We start from the raw sequence: 16,119 nt of genomic DNA, 5'->3' as shown, positions 1-16,119 counted from the left end.
AAACACAGTCTAATCAACTGTGTCTTCTGCTTTGATTTTTTCAAAAATAGTTAACTCTTCAGCTGTAAAGTTATAATTTTCCAACAAGTCTGGACGGCGTTGATAGGTTTTTCGTAGGCTTTCTTCCAGACGCCATTTTCGAATATTTTCATGGTGGCCACTCATGAGAACATCTGGCACTACCATCCCTCGATATTCGTAGGGACGAGTGTACTGAGGATATTCCAATAGCCCTGATGAAAAACTATCATCCGTATGGCTGACTTCCTTGCCAATAACCTCTGGAATTAAACGAACAGTAGCATCAATCATAGTCATAGCTGCCAATTCGCCCCCAGTCAGAACATAATCTCCAAGAGAAATCTCGTCTGTCACCAGGGTCTTAATCCGCTCATCATAACCTTCGTAATGACCACAGATAAAAATCAACTGGTCTTCCTGAGCCAATTCTTCAGCATAGGCTTGGTTAAACGTTTTACCAGCAGGATCCAACAAGATAACACGTGGCTTGGTTTGTTCAATGCTATCCATGGTGTCAAAAATCGGCTGGGCACGGAGCAGCATTCCTTGACCACCACCGTAGGGCTCATCGTCCACATGGCGGGCTTTTTCGGCTTTCTCTCGGAAATTGTGGTAGTTGATTTCCAGTAACCCCTTGTCACGCGCCTTGCCCACAATAGAGTGCTCCAGCGGAGCAAACATCTCTGGAAACAGGGTCAAAATATCAATTCTCATCGTCCAAGCCCTCAAGCAATTCCACATCTACGCGATTGTTTGGAATATCAATGTTCAAAACTACAGGCGGAATGTAAGGCAAGAGCAGGTCTTTCTTCCCTTTGCGTTTGACCACCCAAACATCATTAGCACCAGGTTGCAAGATTTCCTTGATTTGTCCAATCAATTGGTCATTTTCATAAACATCCAATCCGATAATTTCGTGGTAATAAAACTCACCATCTTCAAGGTCAGACAAATTTTCTTCCGCAATTTTCAAACTAAAGCCCTTGTACTTCTCGATATCGTTGATATGGTACATGCCCTTGAACTTGATGATATCAAAGTTTTTAGCCTTGCGGTGACTGGCAATTTCGACTTCCATGACAAACTGATCCTTGTCATTAAACAAAGCCAATTTTGCCCCTTTTTTAAAACGTTCTTCTGCAAAATCCGTTACAGATAAAACACGCATTTCTCCTTGCAAGCCTTGGGTGTTAACAATCTTTCCTACGTTAAAATAATTCATAATTTCTCCATCTGATTTTCTATCCTTTTATTTTAACATGATGAGAGTATTTTCACAAGCAAAGAAAAAAGTCAGATTGCTCCGACTTCTTCTAGTCTATTAACTCAGACAAGGACTTTTTGGTCCTGACTGTCAACTCATAAGGAAACTCCAGATAGGTTTTGCCACTTTTCTCATAGAGATAGGCAATTTTATTATTAGGTTGAAAGATTAGTTGATAATATTCCTTTACTCCGACTGGCTGGTCATGGTTGCTAGCATTTTTGAAAAGATAGGGATGAATTTGGGAAAGCTCTGACAGAAAATCGCTCATTTCACTACCTTCCAGAGTTCTTAGCTCTCCACCATCCTGATTACTAATTACAATCTGGTCAGCTTGAGGTAAACGAATTTCAGTTTTCTTCACAACTTGATAGCCAAGTAAGATGCAGATACAAGATAAAATAACACCAATCAACCATTTCTTTTTCATAATAGAACCTACCCTTTTTTAGTAAATTATATCAAGCTCAGAAAATCTGTCAAGCGAAAACATAGAAATCTATTGAATACTAGCAATTTTCTTCAAACGCAATCTTAGGGCAATCCCGCAAACAAAAATCCCGCTAATCAGACCAATCCAATAGGCTTCTGGTCCCAGGTGGAAAAATCTTTCCAGGAAAAAGGCAACCGGAAAGGTCATGGACCAATAAGCAACCAAACCGAGTACAAATGGAACAGTCGTATCCTTGTACCCCCTCAAAATTCCTTGAATAGGAGCTGTATATGCATCGGCTAATTGAAACATAAGGGCAAAGCTTAGAAAATGTGAGGTCAGTCGGACAAAGTCTGCATCATTTCCGTAGAGATAGGCAACTTTGGAACGGAAAAAATAAAGGAAGGTGAGGGTCAGACCTGCAAAGCCTAGTGCTACTAAGCGTCCCAAATGGCTGTAGTTTTTTACATCTAGGGGTCGGTTTGCACCCACTTCATAGGCAACCACAATCGCCAAGGCTGAGGATACCGAAGATGGAAAAGCATATAACAAGGTTGCAAAGTTCATGGCTGCCTGATGAGCCGCGATAATCTGAGCAGAAAATTTTGCCATATAAAGGCCAACTACTGCAAAAATAGCCACTTCTGCAAAGACTTGCAAACCAATTGGCAAACCAATTTTCAAGCCTTCCTTCAATAAAGAATGGTCTATCGGACTCCACCGCCAAATCTCATAAGAAGAAACGGTCTTATTTTTGCACATGACAAGGACAATGACTAGCAACACAGCCCAATAAGCTAAAGCAGTGCCCAATCCAGCACCTGCTCCGCCCAGGGCCGGTAGGCCCATTTTCCCGTAAATCAAGAGATAGTTAAAGAGGCTGTTAAAGGGAACCAGAAGCAACATGAGGTACATAGATAGGCGGGTCAAACCTAGGGCGTCGAAAAAGGATCGGCAGACGCTAAAGAGTAAGAGGGGCAAGATGCCAATGGAGATATAGTAGAGGTACTGCCGACCGACCTGAAAGACAGCTTCATCCAAGTTGAAACGAGCCAGAGCCGGAACGGCAAAAAGATAGACCAAGAGTAAGAGGATTGCCGTCAGTCCAAGGGCCAAATAGACAAACTGATGAAACTCTTGTCGAATCTTTGACTTCTCTCCTTGTCCTAGATATTGAGCAATGATTGGAACAAGCGCAGATACGATCCCCGTCAAAAATGAGAACAGGGGATTCCAAAGACTTGTCGCCATGGAAACACCTGCCAAATCCATGGTACTGTACTGACCAGTCATCATGGTATCAATAAAGGAGGCCGAGTAATTAGCAAATTGATAAATTAAAATAGGAAAAAATATTTTGATAAAGAGCCAGAGCTTCTCTTTGTTATTTCTTGTTTGGTACATACTTATTCTCTTTCAATTTTATATAAATATTGTAACAAGAAAAGGACCTGCATTGCAAGTCCTCTTTGACTAGATAGAATCCCCATTCCAGATTGAATTTTTTACAATCACATAATCAACGTGCTTCAAGCTAGTGATATCACGACCGCCAGCATAAGAAATGGATGATTGCAAATCTTGCTCCATTTCAATCAGAGTATCTTTCAAATGACCTTTGGCTGGCAGGAGAATTTTTTTGCCTTCCACGTTCTTATAGGCTCCTTTTTGGTATTCAGATGCAGAGCCATAATATTCTTTAAATTGTTTACCGTCTACTTCTACTGTCTTTCCTGGGCTTTCGATGTGACCAGCAAAGAGGGAACCAATCATAACCATGCTAGCACCGAAACGGATGGATTTGGCAATATCTCCGTGGGTACGGATACCACCGTCCGCAATAATCGGCTTACGAGCAGCTTTTGAACACCAACGAAGGGCAGCCAGCTGCCAACCGCCTGTACCAAAACCAGTTTTGACCTTGGTGATGCAGACCTTACCTGGACCAATTCCAACTTTTGTTGCATCCGCACCGGCATTTTCCAACTCACGAACAGCTTCAGGAGTGCCGACATTCCCAGCAATGACAAAGGTATCAGGCAATTCTTTCTTGATATGCTTGATCATTTTAATCACGCTATCAGCATGACCATGCGCAATATCAATGGTAATAAACTCAGGCGCGTCAGCTTTTAAACTAGAAACAAAGTCGTACTCATAGTCTTTTACACCAACCGAAATGGAAGCAATCAAGCCTTGGTCATGCATGCGCTTCACGAAAGGAATACGCCCCTCCTCATCAAAACGGTGCATGATGTAAAAATAACCATCTTTGGCCAACATTTCTGCCACATCTTCATCCAAGATCGTCTGCATATTGGCAGGAACCACTGGCAGTTTAAAAGTGTATTTTCCGAGTGTTACAGATGTATCTGCCTCTGAACGACTATTGATGATACATTTGTTTGGAATGAGCTGAATATCTTCGTAGTCAAAAACTGGTGTTTCATTAAACATGAGCTTCTCCTCTGTTCGTTTTTTAATAATTTTTGTGTTAGGAAATACCGATTTGTTCGTTTTTCCTTTGTTTACAATTATTATTTTAGAACATTGTTTGGTTTTTGTCAATATACTTTGTACATCACCTGTAAACATTCGTTTATTATCGCTTTTTGGAAGTGAAACAGGATTGAATATTCGTCAAATTCCGTTTTAGAAGACATTCTATTGAATATTTCTAAAAACGTTCTGATTTTACTGGCAATTTTTGACAAGAATACGAAAAAAATCTTCAAAAACTGAAGATTTTTTTACTCAAATTCATATAATTGTGGAAATTTATCACATTCAGGATTTTTGGGATGGCAGACTTCTCGTCCAAAATAAATCATGGCCTGGTGGGCTGGCAGCCAGAGTTCTGGTGGTAAGACCTCCATGACCCGCTTTTCCGTTTCCAGAGGAGTAGCCGATTTTTTGACAATGTCGTGGTGTTTGCAGATCCGACCCACATGGGTATCGACTGCGAATGCAGGAATGCCAAAACCGACACTCAACACCACATTGGCCGTTTTTCTCCCCACTCCAGCCAAGGCCTCTAATTCTTCCCGTGTCTGTGGGACAATGCCATCATGTCGGTCCAACAACTGCTGGGCGCATTCTTTCAAAAACTTGGCCTTATTACGATACAAGCCCAAGCGAGAAATGTAGGGCTCGATGTCCTTCACCTCTGCTGCTGCCATGGCTTGAGGCGTTGGAAAGGCCGCAAATAGACCTGGGGTAGCCTTGTTAACAGCAGCATCCGTTGTCTGAGCTGACAAAAGTACTGCGCAGACCAATTCAAAATGGTTGCGGAAATCCAGACTAGGCTGAGCATCAGGATAAAGGGCGATGATTTCTTCAATAACTTTTCTTGCACGTTTCTTTGATAATACCATATGTCCATTATAGCATGAAAAAGATGATTTTTCTAAAAAGTAACTTGCGAATGTGTCCCGTTCTCATGCTATAATAATCTATGAAAGGAGTTGACAATTATGGATTTACAAGAACTTTGTAGGCAGGTCATTCAGGAACGACCTATGAACAGCCACAAGGGAACCTTCGGCCGTGCCTTACTGATTGGCGGACTTTACCCTTACGGTGGCGCCATCATCATGACTGCCCTAGCCACTGTCAATAGCGGAGCTGGCTTGGTTACTGTCGCTACTGAGAAAGAAAACATTCCAGCACTGCATAGTCACCTACCTGAAGCCATGGCCTTTTCAGTTGATGACAAAGACTTACTCCTAGCAAATATAAAACATGCTGACCTGGTATTGATTGGGCCTGGTTTAGGGGACAATAGCCGAGCAGAAAACCTAGTTGACCTTGTATTTGAAAATGTGTCAGAAAAACAAATTCTTGTCCTGGATGGCTCTGCCTTGACCTTGATAGCCAAACAGAACAGGAAAATTTTTCCCTGCAAACAGGTCATCCTAACACCCCACCAAAAAGAATGGGAAAGATTATCTGCCATCCCCATTGACCGACAAACAAGCCAGACCAACCTAACCGCCTTAAGAGAGTTTCAAGAACATACCATTTTAGTCGCCAAGAGTTCATCTAGCCATGTCCTGCAAGCCAATCCTGAGCAAATCACACCAATAACTGCAGGCGGTCCCTACCAAGCAACAGGTGGAATGGGCGATACGCTTGCTGGCATGATTGCAGGATTTGCCCTACAATTTCCTCATGTAGGACTATATGATAGAGTTGTGACTGCCACCTACCTTCATTCCTACATCGCTGACCAATTAGCCCAGCAATTCTATCTTGTAAAACCTACAGACATTTCGAAAGACATTCAAAAAACCATGCATTACTTTCAAATGAAATAAGCACCTAATCATCGGACTAGGTGCTTTTTGGTTGCTTTAGACGCTTTCGTATTTTTTCTTTTGAACGAGAAAAACAGTAGTAACTAGAGCGATTCCTAGGAAAAGATAAGCATTCTGGTCTTTTGAACCTGTGTTCGGTAATTGTCTACCGGAATAAGCAACTGTGGCACTCTCTCTTATTTCCTTGTTCTGACTCGGTGCTTTTTCCTGACTAACAGCAGATTGATATACAGGATGGTTTTCTCGTGCTACTAGAACAAAGGAGGACCTTTGCTTCTTATCCGTACTCAATTGAGGACGAGGATCTGGGAAGTTGATAGAGCTCGCATTTGCGACTGCTATGACTTTAATAGTATTTGTATTTTCTTCCACTTCCTTCTCTTCCTCTGATACAGGCAACGGTGGCTGTTCAGGATTCCCTGCTTTTTCTTCTGATGGAAGGACAGGTTCTACAGGTGGTGGAGTAGCTTTCTCATCTGGTTTAATGCTTGATTCGGCATTCTCAGAAGGCGGGTTTTCGCTAGTTGGAGCTGCTACACCATCTAATGCCACTTGAGCAGCCTGAAGCTCTGCCAATACTTGATCAACACTAGCTTGGCTAGCATGTTCATCAGCAAGGACTGCTTTAGCTTTTGCAAGAGCTTGGTCATATGTCTGTTTTACCATCTCAGAAGCATTAAGATATTTTACATCCGTTGTTCTGAGAACAGTAGAAAGTGATACGGCATTTCTTAGTGCAATGATATCTGTAGACTGACCATCTAAGTCAGATTTGCTAGCTTGCAAGTTTAATACCGCTTGATCGATTTCTTGCTGACTCACTTTATCTTTGAGAAGGGTCATTTTTGCCAAGCGGATAGCTGTATCATAAGCGATTTGAGCTGGAGATGACGCATTATAATAAACAGCTTCTTCTGTCACTTTAGAATAAGTTTCTAGCTCTTTCACCAAGCCGCTAGTGTCTGTTACCTGACCGTTTAGAGCTGACTTAGCTTTGGTCAAATCTTCTATCACTTGGTCAACATCATTTTGAAGGTGTTTATTCGCTAAAATCAACTGCGCCTCTTCTAAAACTTTATTAAATTCAACTTGAAGCGAACTGTCAGCATTGTAATAAGTTGCTGTTTCCTCAATTTTAGCTAGTTCAGTCAATAAATTGGACAGAGCTCGTTTATCAATCAGAGTCAATTTCTTACGATTGACTTGGTCGACTAATACTTCTAGGTTCAAATCTTCATAAAACTCATAACCTTCAGGTAGGTTGGTCGCAATCGTATATTGACCAACGGGAACAAACTTGCCATAGTCTGTTTTTGAATACTTTGCATTTGGCAAAGCAAGACTTAGGCCATCTGCCGTTACTAGTGTTACATTTGTACCAACAGGCAAGAGTTTATCGACATCGACCAACAAACTTGCCTTTTCCTTAGAAAGAACATAGAAATCAATCTGACCAATACTATTTTCTTCACTAATTGTTACATTTAACGTTCTTTCGCTCGCTAGGTTCGCCCACTCTGTATCATATAGGAATAGTTCAAAACTATAGGTACCAAATGGTAATTTAACAATACTGTTATTCTCTGCATAGCGAGGTAGTTCTGTGACAACTTGACCATTCTGATCTCTCACAGTGTATGAAAAATCAATTTGTGCATCTTGCTTGGTTGCCTGATCAAGCAAATTAACCGTCACCAAGCCGTTACCATTTCCAATTCCAACTAAGTTCTCAACTTTTTCAGAACTTACGTTTCCAGCAAAGTCTTCCACCAGATAGTAAAATTTTGAAATATCAGCTAAATCAAGTGGCAAAGTGAAACTGCCGTCCTCGTTTTGTGCAACAAAAACCTTATTATCAGTCACTGTGACATGACCTTTTTCGTCAGTAGCTGTCAAGGTTGTCAATCCATTCTCACCACTTACTAAATAGAATACTCGTTCGCGGAATATTCCTGCTGGTCCTTTTTCAGTGGCTGGACGTGGATCAAATGTGAAACTGCTGGCATCATAAGTAGCTGTTGTGATGTTTGGTGCTTGGCGGTCAACGATCACGTCAAATTCCAATTTTTGCAGGTCTGCTCCAGGAACCTCTGGCAGATAGGTCAAGACATACTTATAGTTTCCGTCTGCTAACGGATTGCCATTGCTATCTAAACCAGACCATTCCGTTGGATAAACAACTGTTGATTTTGGATTGAGTTCGTTTCCACTGTAATAATTTTTTTCACCAGTTTCAGCCTTGCTTGTCCATAAAGCTTGAGTCTGCTCTGCATCGTCTGCCGCATATACAGAGGCAACAAGATTTGTGTAATTGCGCAGGAAAACGCCTTTAAATAAGACTGATTCTTGAATATTATCACCATTTGGAGAAATAGCTAGTTTCAATTGCCCCGTTTCATCCATGGAGAGAACGAATTGATCCTTATCATTCTTAAAGGCTCCAAGAACTTTCATCTCCTCTTCAGTCATGCGGTCCGTAGAATACACTTTTTCAGAGTAATTTGTCAACAAACCTGTAAAATCTTGGTCTTGTTTTACTTCCAGTATTTCCTCCATATTAGGTGTGAAATAAAATCCAACTTGACCTTCTGGTAAGAGTTGATAAATCGGTGTTTCAACCACTGGCAGATTTTGGAATTCTCCTCTATAAGCAACATATGGAATACTGATTACCTCACCAGCGTCCACAGGGTCAGTAAAACGTACAAAACCTTCTAAAAAGTAACCATTAGGCATTTCTTGGAGTAGGGTTTCTGAAAACTCAGAAGCATCTACTTTGATGGTGACTTGCTGACTACTATTAGCCTTCACTGTAATTTCTTGACCTGGAATTGCCATCAATTCGCGTGATACTAAGACTGCTAGACCTTCATAGGTCTGGTCTGTATTGACATGGGTAGTATAATTCAATACCTTATCTTCTGAACTAATATTGTGCACTTCTACTGTGAATTCAAATTGGTCACCAACATTTCCTAAAGTCAAGCTAGGGTAGCTATCCAGACCTGTAACGAAGAGGTCTTTTGATACCGCGGCTGCCACATCAAGCATACCCGCTCCTTGTTGACGTGGAGAAGTATAGGCTTGGTTTAGCGTATCAAAATGGGTTTTTGCCGTTGACATGAGCAACTGTTTGACCAACGTTTCCAGTTCAGCAGCTGATTTATTAGGAAACTTATCTTTCAAATATTGTTTCACCAAGACGGCAGCTCCTGCCACGTGAGGCGCAGCCATACTAGTACCACTTTGGGAAGCGTATTGGTTGTCATTGATAGCTGAATAGATAGAACCACCCGGCGCTGCTATATCTGGTTTTAATTCTCCATCAGCAGATAGGCCCCAACTGGAGAATGCCGACATCATGCCCGCTTCTGGATTAGCAACAGCCTCAGATTCGTTGTTAAACTGGATTTTATATGAATTAACTGCGAGGGCCTCACCAAACTCTGCAGGAATAAAAACAGATGGTATGGCAATAGCTGTTTCATCCAAGGCCATTCCGATATTTTCTTCGCCTACTACATTGTTGAAGATAACAACACCTTCTGCACCAGCCTTTGTAGCATTGGAAATTTTGCTAGAGAAATTGATGCTTCCACGCTTAATAAGCGCTAGCTTACCAGTCAGGTCAAGATTTGTAAAATCTTCTTCTTTCCCCAAGCCCACGTAAACATAATCATAGGCCTTTCCAATTTCAAATTTCTTCTCACTTCTATCAGGATTATCGTAAGAACTACGGCCAAAATTCAAATCAGCATTGTCTTCAAGACCGACAATATTCAAAACACGCTGATTGATGACACTATTATTAAACGAGGCAACAGAAATAGCATCTTTGGCTGTCGAAGGATCAGCAACCAAACCATAGTCGAGATTTGTACTCCATGGAATGGAATGTCCCGCACCAAAAGCACCGTCATTGCCAGCTGCAATAACCACTGATACACCCGCTTTACGCGCCAATTCAATAGCTGCAAGGACAGTATTGTCCATATTGACAAGAGAGCCATTAGCGCCACCTAAACTCAAGTTAATGCTATCTGCCCCTAGTTTTACGGCGTCTTCAATAGCTCTCACATACAAGGCTGCACCGGTTGTGCTACTAACATCAGAGAAGACCCTCATAAACATGACCTGTGATTCTGGGGCAACACCCTGAATATAGCGACCACCATCCATGGTTGATGGATTTCCTGCAGCAATCCCGGTAACATGCATACCGTGTGACTGACTAGCCTCTTCTTTTATCACATCATTTCCATCAGCATAGTTGTAGCCAAACACAACCTTGTCACTGAACCATTTTCCGTAAGAAATACCTACTGCAGCTTTTGCTGCTTCTAATTCTTGATCAGATTGGTACTTAGCCTTACTTGTATCTGATATTTTTAATACATCATGCTCAACGTCCAATCCAGAGTCAATAATGGCTACAATGCTTCCCTCTCCCTTGTAGCCAGTTTCCCAAACGGTTGGCGCAGAAATCATAGAATTACTATCTGCATCTAAGGTTGTAGCCAAGCTTCTTAGGGCAGGGCTTACCTGGTTATTCACCTTCTGCTGATCTGCCAGCTCTATGTTTGTTTCCAATGATGGTTCGCTTGCACTTGCCTCACTTGCTGGAACTTCCACAATTTCTTCTGTTTTGACATTACTTTCACTTGACACTGTTTCATCAGTTGTAGGATTTGTGGCAGAAACTTCTTGGCTCTGATTCTCACTTACCTCATTGCTTTCTACAATCTCCACAGGTAAAATCTCTTCTGATTGAGGCTTGACTTCCTCTTGCTGAAGTTGAGAATTAACTTGAACTTCAAAGGTATCCTCAACGGGTGCAACTTGCTCCACCGTCTGATCGACAGCAGCATTCTCCAACACTTGTTCTGCAAAAACCTGAGAAGTTCCTGCAAAAGAAATAATGGAACCAACTAAAACTGAAACTAACCCAAGTTTACATTTTCTGAGTGAAAATCGTTGTCTTTTCATACTATTCTCCTATATTTTTAAATGTATTGTACTATTTAATCATAATTCAGTCTAGATTTCAAGTAGATATTGGGAATTTATGCAAAATGTTAGTATTTTATACAAAAACTACCCTGAACATTCGTTCAGAGTAGCTACTTTAGTGTACTATAAAATGATTTTCTATTTCCGATACATCTTGAACTGGAGATAAAGGTCATTGTACATTCCCAGCATCTCTTGTCCGAGGTTATCATAGACTTCCATCTTCTTCATTGTTTCTTCTGATGGATAGAAGGATTCGTCGTTCTGAGTTTCTTCATCCAGCATGGCTTTTGCTGCAGGAATTGGGGTTGAATAACCAACATATTCAGCATTGCGAAGCGCATTTTCAGGACGGAGCATGAAACTCATAAAGGCATAGGCACCGTCCAAATTCTTAGCGGTTTTAGGAATGACCATGTTATCAAACCATAGGTTAGAACCTTTTGACGGCACAACATAACGCAGGTTCTCATTGCCATCCAACATTTCACTGGCTTCACCAGAGAAGGATACTGCGATAGCTGCCGCATCCTGTATCATGTAACCCTTGATTTCATCAGCAACAATGGCCTTGACATTTGGAGTTAGATTATAGAGATGTTCCGCAGCTTTTTCGATTTCAGCTGGATTTTTGGAATTTAGACTATGCCCCAGCGATTGCAAGCCAAATCCCATGACCTCACGGACACCATCAATCAACATGATATTGTCACGGTATTCTTCAGACCATAAATCTTCCCATTCTTGAGGAGTATTTTCGACCATGGTTTCATTATAAACAATTCCTAAGGTACCCCAAAAATAAGGGATGGAATAATCATTGTTCTTATCAAAACTCAAGCCCATGAATTGGGGATCGATATTTTCCAAACCTTCGATTTTCGACTTGTCCAATTTGATGAGCATATCTTCTTCTGTCATCTTGGAAATCATATACTCAGATGGAATGGTCAAATCATAGGTTGTACCACCCTGCTTTATCTTAGTGTACATGGATTCATTGGAATCAAAAGTTTGGTAATCCACCTGAATACCTGTTTCAGCAGTAAATTCTTCCAATAACTCTGGGTCAATATAATCTCCCCAGTTATAGATAACCAACTTATCCGTTGTTCCTTGAGTTGAATCAGCTTCTAATTTACTAGAAATTCCCCAAAGAATGAGAATAATGGCAATAATTCCTAGGAAAAATGAATATAAACGTTTCATTAGTTGGCCTCCTTTTCACGTGAGATGAAATAATAACCCACTACCAATAAGATAGAGAAAAGGAAGACAAGGGTTGACAGGGCATTGATTTCCAAAGAAATCCCTTGACGAGCCCGTGAGTAAATCTCTACAGATAGGTTTGAGTAACCATTTCCCGTAACAAAGAATGTCACGGCAAAGTCATCCAAGGAATAGGTAAAAGCCATGAAATAACCTGCAATAATGGCTGGTGTCAAGTATGGCAACATGATTTCTTTCAGCATTTGTGGCTGAGTTGCACCCAAGTCATAGGCAGCTGAAATCATATCGGCATTCATTTCCTTCAAGCGTGGCAAGACCATCAAGACCACAATAGGAATGGAAAAGGCAATGTGACTGAGCAATACTGAAACAAATCCAAGCTGGAAACCAATCATGGTAAAGAGAATCAGGAAGCTCGCCCCAATCATGACATCTGGTGCCACCATCAAGATATTATTGACAGACAAGAGCGCATTTTGAAAACGAGGTTTTGCCTGATAAATGTAGATAGCTCCAAAAGTTCCGATAAGGGTCGCAATCAAAGAACTCAAGAAAGCCAAGAAAAATGTTTGCGCCAAAATCAGCATCAGACGGCTGTCACCCAACATGGACGAAAAATGCTCCAAGGTAAAGCCTGTAAAGCCGTTCATATCTCCACCTTCATTGAAGGCGTAGAAAATCAGATAGAAAATTGGCAAATAAAGAAGAAGAAAGGCAACTGTTAAGTAAATATTTGCAAATTTTTTCATTATTTCTTCCTCTCTTTCGTCATCCACATAATCAAGAGCATGGCCAAAATCAAGACCACACCAATGGTTGAACCCATTCCCCAGTTTTGTGTAGTAAGGAAATGTTGCTCGATGGCTGTACCCAAGGTAATCACTCGGTTACCACCAATCAAGCGGGTCAACATAAAGAGGCTCAGACTTGGAATGAAAACCGCCTGTACACCAGAACGCACACCATTCATAGAAAGAGGAAAAATAACTTTTGTAAAGGTCTGCCATGATGTAGCCCCTAAATCTCGACTGGCATTGATTAGGTTTTTATCCAAATCATCCAAGGCGTTAAAGATTGGCAAAATCATAAACGGAATTTCAATATAGGCTGCAACAGCAATAAAAGAGAAATCCGTGAAAAGAATTTGCTGGGCACCCAAGCCAATAAACTCTAAGAACTGGTTGATAGAGCCATGCTGTCCAAAAATACCGATAAAGGCATAGGCTTTTAGCAAGAGATTGACCCAGGTCGGCAAGATAATCAACATGAGCCAAAGCTGTCTATGCTTGAGCTTGGTCAAGAAGTAGGCCGTTGGATAAGACACCAACAAAGTGACCAGAGTAATAATACCTGCGTAAAAAATGGAGTTAAAACTCATACGCAGATAGGTCATATTTGGCGAATGAAAATAAGTTTGATAATTGGCCAGAGTGAAATTGCCATGAATATCAAAGAAGGATTTGAAGATAATCAGGGCAACGGGCGCGAGTACAAAGAGAAAGACCCATAGGGCATAGGGAATTGCAAAGAGCCTAGAGGTTTTCTTCATTGCGTTCCTCCTCGATGGCGTTAATCAAGCCATCTTCTACTTCTTCCACTTCCACATACTCTTCGATACGGGCATCAAATTCCTCTTCCGTTTCATTGAGACGCATGATATGGATATCTTCTGGCTCAAAGTCCAGACCGATGACTTCTCCCACGATAGCTTTACGAGTGGAGTGAATCATCCATTCATTTCCGAGGTCATCATAGGCAATGATTTCATAGTGAACGCCACGGAAGAGTTGGGTATCTACTTTTACCTGCAATTTCCCCTCTTCTGGAAGTGTAATCTGCAAGTCTTCTGGACGGATAACGATTTGAACTTCTTCATTTGGACGCATACCACCATCCACAGCTTCGAAGCGTTTGCCGTTAAATTCAACCAAGTAGTCTTTAATCATGCGACCAGACAGGATGTTGGACTCGCCAATAAAGGTAGCAACAAAATGGTTGATTGGCTCGTCGTAAATGTCCACTGGCGTTCCTGACTGGACAATCTCACCTTCATTCATGACGAAAATCCAGTCACTCATGGCCAGTGCTTCTTCTTGGTCATGGGTAACAAAGACAAAGGTAATCCCTAGGCGTTGTTGCAATTCACGTAGTTCGTACTGCATTTCTGTCCGCAGTTTCAAGTCAAGGGCTGATAAAGGCTCGTCTAGTAAGACAACGCGGGGCTGATTGATGATGGCACGAGCAATAGCGACACGTTGCCGTTGACCACCTGACAATTTCTGAATGGAGCGTTTCTCGTAACCAGAAAGTCGGACCATTTGAAGAGCCTCTGTCACACGGCGTTCGATTTCAGCCTTGTCAACCTTACGCAATTTAAGAGGAAAAGCCACATTCTCAAAGACAGTCATGTGCGGGAATAGGGCATAGGATTGGAAAACGGTATGGACATCCCGCTTGTTGGTCGGAACGTCGTTAATCCGTTGACCATCCAGATAAATATCACCTGAACTTGCATCCAATAAACCAGCGATAATGTTCAAAATCGTTGATTTACCTGAACCAGAAGCTCCTAATAGGGTATAAAATTTACCCTCTTCCAATTCAAAACTAATATCCTTTAATACAGTTGTTCCACTGTCTTCAAAAACTTTTGAAACGTGTTTAAATTCAATAATTGGCTTTTTCAATTCTCATAAATTCCTTCTTTTTAACAGAGCCAGATGGCTAGAGTTTATCAGCTGGGTCGCCGATAATACGCACTTCTCTCTCCAGCGTAACGCCTGAAGATTTTTCAACAACTTCAATCACATGGGCAATCAAATGTTCATAGTCCATCGCTGTACCATCAGCAACATTGACCATAAAACCAGCGTGCTTTTCAGATACTTCAACACCGCCAATACGGTAGCCTTTCAAGCCAGCCTCCATGATTAACTGACCAGCAAAATGACCTGGAGGGCGCTTAAAGACTGAGCCACATGATGGATATTCCAAAGGCTGTTTCAACTCACGCAAATGGGTCAAACGAGCCATTTCATTTTGAATAACAGGGTAGTTACCAGGTTTTAGGGCAAATTTAGCAGATAAAACAATGGCTCCATTCTCTTGTAAAATAGACGAGCGATAGCCAAAACGCAACTCACGGTTATCCAAGGTTTCTACATAACCTGCAGGGGTCAAAATCTGAGCAGAAACCAGAATATGAGCAATTTCTCCACCGTAGGCACCAGCGTTCATATAAACCGCTCCACCAACACTACCAGGAATACCACAGGCAAATTCAAATCCTGTCAAGGAATGGAAGAGGGCAACCTTAGTCGTTTCAATCAAATTAGCCCCTGCTTCTGCTTCAATCGTGTAGCCTGAAACAGTGACAGAATTGAGTTTATCCATACGGATTACAAACCCACGAATACCACCATCACGAACGATGATATTACTTGAATTGCCCAGTACCTGCCAGGGAATATTTTCTCGCTTGGCAAACTCGACAATACGGACAATTTCATAGCGGTTACGAGGAAATGCTAGGTAATCAACAGCCCCCCCAACTTTTGTGTAGGTATATTCTTTTAATGGTTCATCGAAGCGGATGTCAATTCCATCCAACTCAAGCCTAATTTTATCTTTCATCATCTTCTCATTTCAATTTAAAATATACAGGTCATATTATACCAAAAAACAGCTCAAAAAACGAATATAAATCCAGTTTCTAGGTAGAAATTTTTATAACCTAAATTCTCAAAGTAAGTTCTAGTCTAACGCCAAAACTGGAAATTAGACTGAGACAAAAAAATAAGCTAGAACTTACTATGGGACAAGTTGGTAACTAATAATGAAAAACA

The 16,119-nt window shown here is 41.3% G+C and carries 13 protein-coding genes; 1 reads left to right on the top strand and 12 read right to left on the bottom strand.

Translation table 11 applies throughout. The features are described from left to right. Positions 1-9: 9 nt before the first annotated feature. From trmD to nth, 6 genes are all read right to left on the bottom strand, one after another. Positions 10-735: a tRNA (guanosine(37)-N1)-methyltransferase TrmD gene (gene trmD, locus C1G49_RS03040; RefSeq protein ID WP_105124560.1), complete on the bottom strand. Its 726-nt coding sequence runs from the start codon at positions 733-735 to the stop codon at positions 10-12. Next, the gene (gene rimM / locus C1G49_RS03035) at positions 725-1,243 is read right to left on the bottom strand and encodes a ribosome maturation factor RimM (protein ID WP_023370422.1); all 519 of its coding nucleotides are present in this window, start codon (positions 1,241-1,243) and stop codon (positions 725-727) included. Before rimM ends, trmD begins: the two co-directional genes overlap by 11 nt. 91 nt (positions 1,244-1,334) lie before the next feature. Beyond that, entirely contained in the window at positions 1,335-1,715 is a 381-nt protein-coding gene (locus C1G49_RS03030) for a DUF5301 domain-containing protein (protein WP_105124559.1), read from the bottom strand. A gap of 69 nt (positions 1,716-1,784) precedes the next feature. Further along, positions 1,785-3,122 (bottom strand): MATE family efflux transporter, encoded by a 1,338-nt coding sequence (locus C1G49_RS03025; RefSeq protein ID WP_105124558.1) that lies wholly within the window; start codon positions 3,120-3,122, stop codon positions 1,785-1,787. A 69-nt stretch (positions 3,123-3,191) separates the two neighbouring features. Beyond that, positions 3,192-4,175 carry a GMP reductase gene (gene guaC / locus C1G49_RS03020; RefSeq protein WP_105124557.1) on the bottom strand — a complete coding sequence of 328 codons (984 nt, stop codon included), beginning with the start codon at positions 4,173-4,175 and terminating at the stop codon, positions 3,192-3,194. 293 nt (positions 4,176-4,468) lie between these two features. Next, the gene (gene nth / locus C1G49_RS03015) at positions 4,469-5,092 is read right to left on the bottom strand and encodes an endonuclease III (RefSeq protein ID WP_105124556.1); all 624 of its coding nucleotides are present in this window, start codon (positions 5,090-5,092) and stop codon (positions 4,469-4,471) included. Between the two features lie 99 nt (positions 5,093-5,191). Between nth and C1G49_RS03010 the strand changes: the two genes are divergently transcribed. After that, a complete protein-coding gene (locus C1G49_RS03010) occupies positions 5,192-6,034 on the top strand; it encodes an NAD(P)H-hydrate dehydratase (RefSeq protein ID WP_105124555.1) in 843 nt (280 codons plus the stop codon). 36 nt (positions 6,035-6,070) lie between these two features. Here the strand turns inward: C1G49_RS03010 and C1G49_RS03005 are convergent, their stop codons facing one another. From C1G49_RS03005 to murB, 6 genes are all read right to left on the bottom strand, one after another. Then, the gene (locus C1G49_RS03005; protein WP_105124554.1) at positions 6,071-11,020 is read right to left on the bottom strand and encodes a S8 family serine peptidase; all 4,950 of its coding nucleotides are present in this window, start codon (positions 11,018-11,020) and stop codon (positions 6,071-6,073) included. Between the two features lie 162 nt (positions 11,021-11,182). Continuing rightward, positions 11,183-12,253: an ABC transporter substrate-binding protein gene (locus tag C1G49_RS03000; protein ID WP_105124553.1), complete on the bottom strand. Its 1,071-nt coding sequence runs from the start codon at positions 12,251-12,253 to the stop codon at positions 11,183-11,185. Then, positions 12,253-13,023, bottom strand: a complete 771-nt coding sequence (locus tag C1G49_RS02995) for an ABC transporter permease (RefSeq protein WP_105123670.1) — start codon at positions 13,021-13,023, stop codon at positions 12,253-12,255. The genes C1G49_RS03000 and C1G49_RS02995 overlap by 1 nt, the downstream gene beginning before the upstream one ends. Beyond that, the gene (locus C1G49_RS02990; RefSeq protein ID WP_105124552.1) at positions 13,023-13,823 is read right to left on the bottom strand and encodes an ABC transporter permease; all 801 of its coding nucleotides are present in this window, start codon (positions 13,821-13,823) and stop codon (positions 13,023-13,025) included. Before C1G49_RS02990 ends, C1G49_RS02995 begins: the two co-directional genes overlap by 1 nt. Then, the gene (locus tag C1G49_RS02985) at positions 13,807-14,961 is read right to left on the bottom strand and encodes an ABC transporter ATP-binding protein (RefSeq protein ID WP_105117890.1); all 1,155 of its coding nucleotides are present in this window, start codon (positions 14,959-14,961) and stop codon (positions 13,807-13,809) included. The genes C1G49_RS02990 and C1G49_RS02985 overlap by 17 nt, the downstream gene beginning before the upstream one ends. Positions 14,962-14,998: 37 nt before the next feature. Continuing rightward, positions 14,999-15,907 (bottom strand): UDP-N-acetylmuramate dehydrogenase, encoded by a 909-nt coding sequence (gene murB / locus C1G49_RS02980; RefSeq protein ID WP_105124551.1) that lies wholly within the window; start codon positions 15,905-15,907, stop codon positions 14,999-15,001. Positions 15,908-16,119 lie beyond the last annotated feature (212 nt).

Origin of the sequence: Streptococcus suis (assembly GCF_002960625.1) — a bacterium.
GTDB classification, from domain to species: Bacteria; Bacillota; Bacilli; order Lactobacillales; family Streptococcaceae; genus Streptococcus; species Streptococcus suis_T.
The sequence above is the reverse complement of the archived record's forward strand: the minus strand, read 5'-3'. Positions and strand labels throughout refer to the sequence as shown.

Excerpts from the sequence above, each read along its gene's own strand:
- C1G49_RS02995 (WP_105123670.1), bottom strand. The coding sequence starts at position 13,023 with ATGAAAAAATTTGCAAATATTTACTTAACAGTTGCCTTTCTTCTTCTT.
- C1G49_RS03010 (WP_105124555.1), top strand. The coding sequence starts at position 5,192 with ATGGATTTACAAGAACTTTGTAGGCAGGTCATTCAGGAACGACCTATG.
- murB (WP_105124551.1), bottom strand. The coding sequence starts at position 15,907 with ATGAAAGATAAAATTAGGCTTGAGTTGGATGGAATTGACATCCGCTTC.
- C1G49_RS03030 (WP_105124559.1), bottom strand. The coding sequence starts at position 1,715 with ATGAAAAAGAAATGGTTGATTGGTGTTATTTTATCTTGTATCTGCATC.
- C1G49_RS03005 (WP_105124554.1), bottom strand. The coding sequence starts at position 11,020 with ATGAAAAGACAACGATTTTCACTCAGAAAATGTAAACTTGGGTTAGTT.
- trmD (WP_105124560.1), bottom strand. The coding sequence starts at position 735 with ATGAGAATTGATATTTTGACCCTGTTTCCAGAGATGTTTGCTCCGCTG.
- guaC (WP_105124557.1), bottom strand. The coding sequence starts at position 4,175 with ATGTTTAATGAAACACCAGTTTTTGACTACGAAGATATTCAGCTCATT.
- C1G49_RS03025 (WP_105124558.1), bottom strand. The coding sequence starts at position 3,122 with ATGTACCAAACAAGAAATAACAAAGAGAAGCTCTGGCTCTTTATCAAA.
- C1G49_RS02990 (WP_105124552.1), bottom strand. The coding sequence starts at position 13,823 with ATGAAGAAAACCTCTAGGCTCTTTGCAATTCCCTATGCCCTATGGGTC.
- rimM (WP_023370422.1), bottom strand. The coding sequence starts at position 1,243 with ATGAATTATTTTAACGTAGGAAAGATTGTTAACACCCAAGGCTTGCAA.
- nth (WP_105124556.1), bottom strand. The coding sequence starts at position 5,092 with ATGGTATTATCAAAGAAACGTGCAAGAAAAGTTATTGAAGAAATCATC.
- C1G49_RS03000 (WP_105124553.1), bottom strand. The coding sequence starts at position 12,253 with ATGAAACGTTTATATTCATTTTTCCTAGGAATTATTGCCATTATTCTC.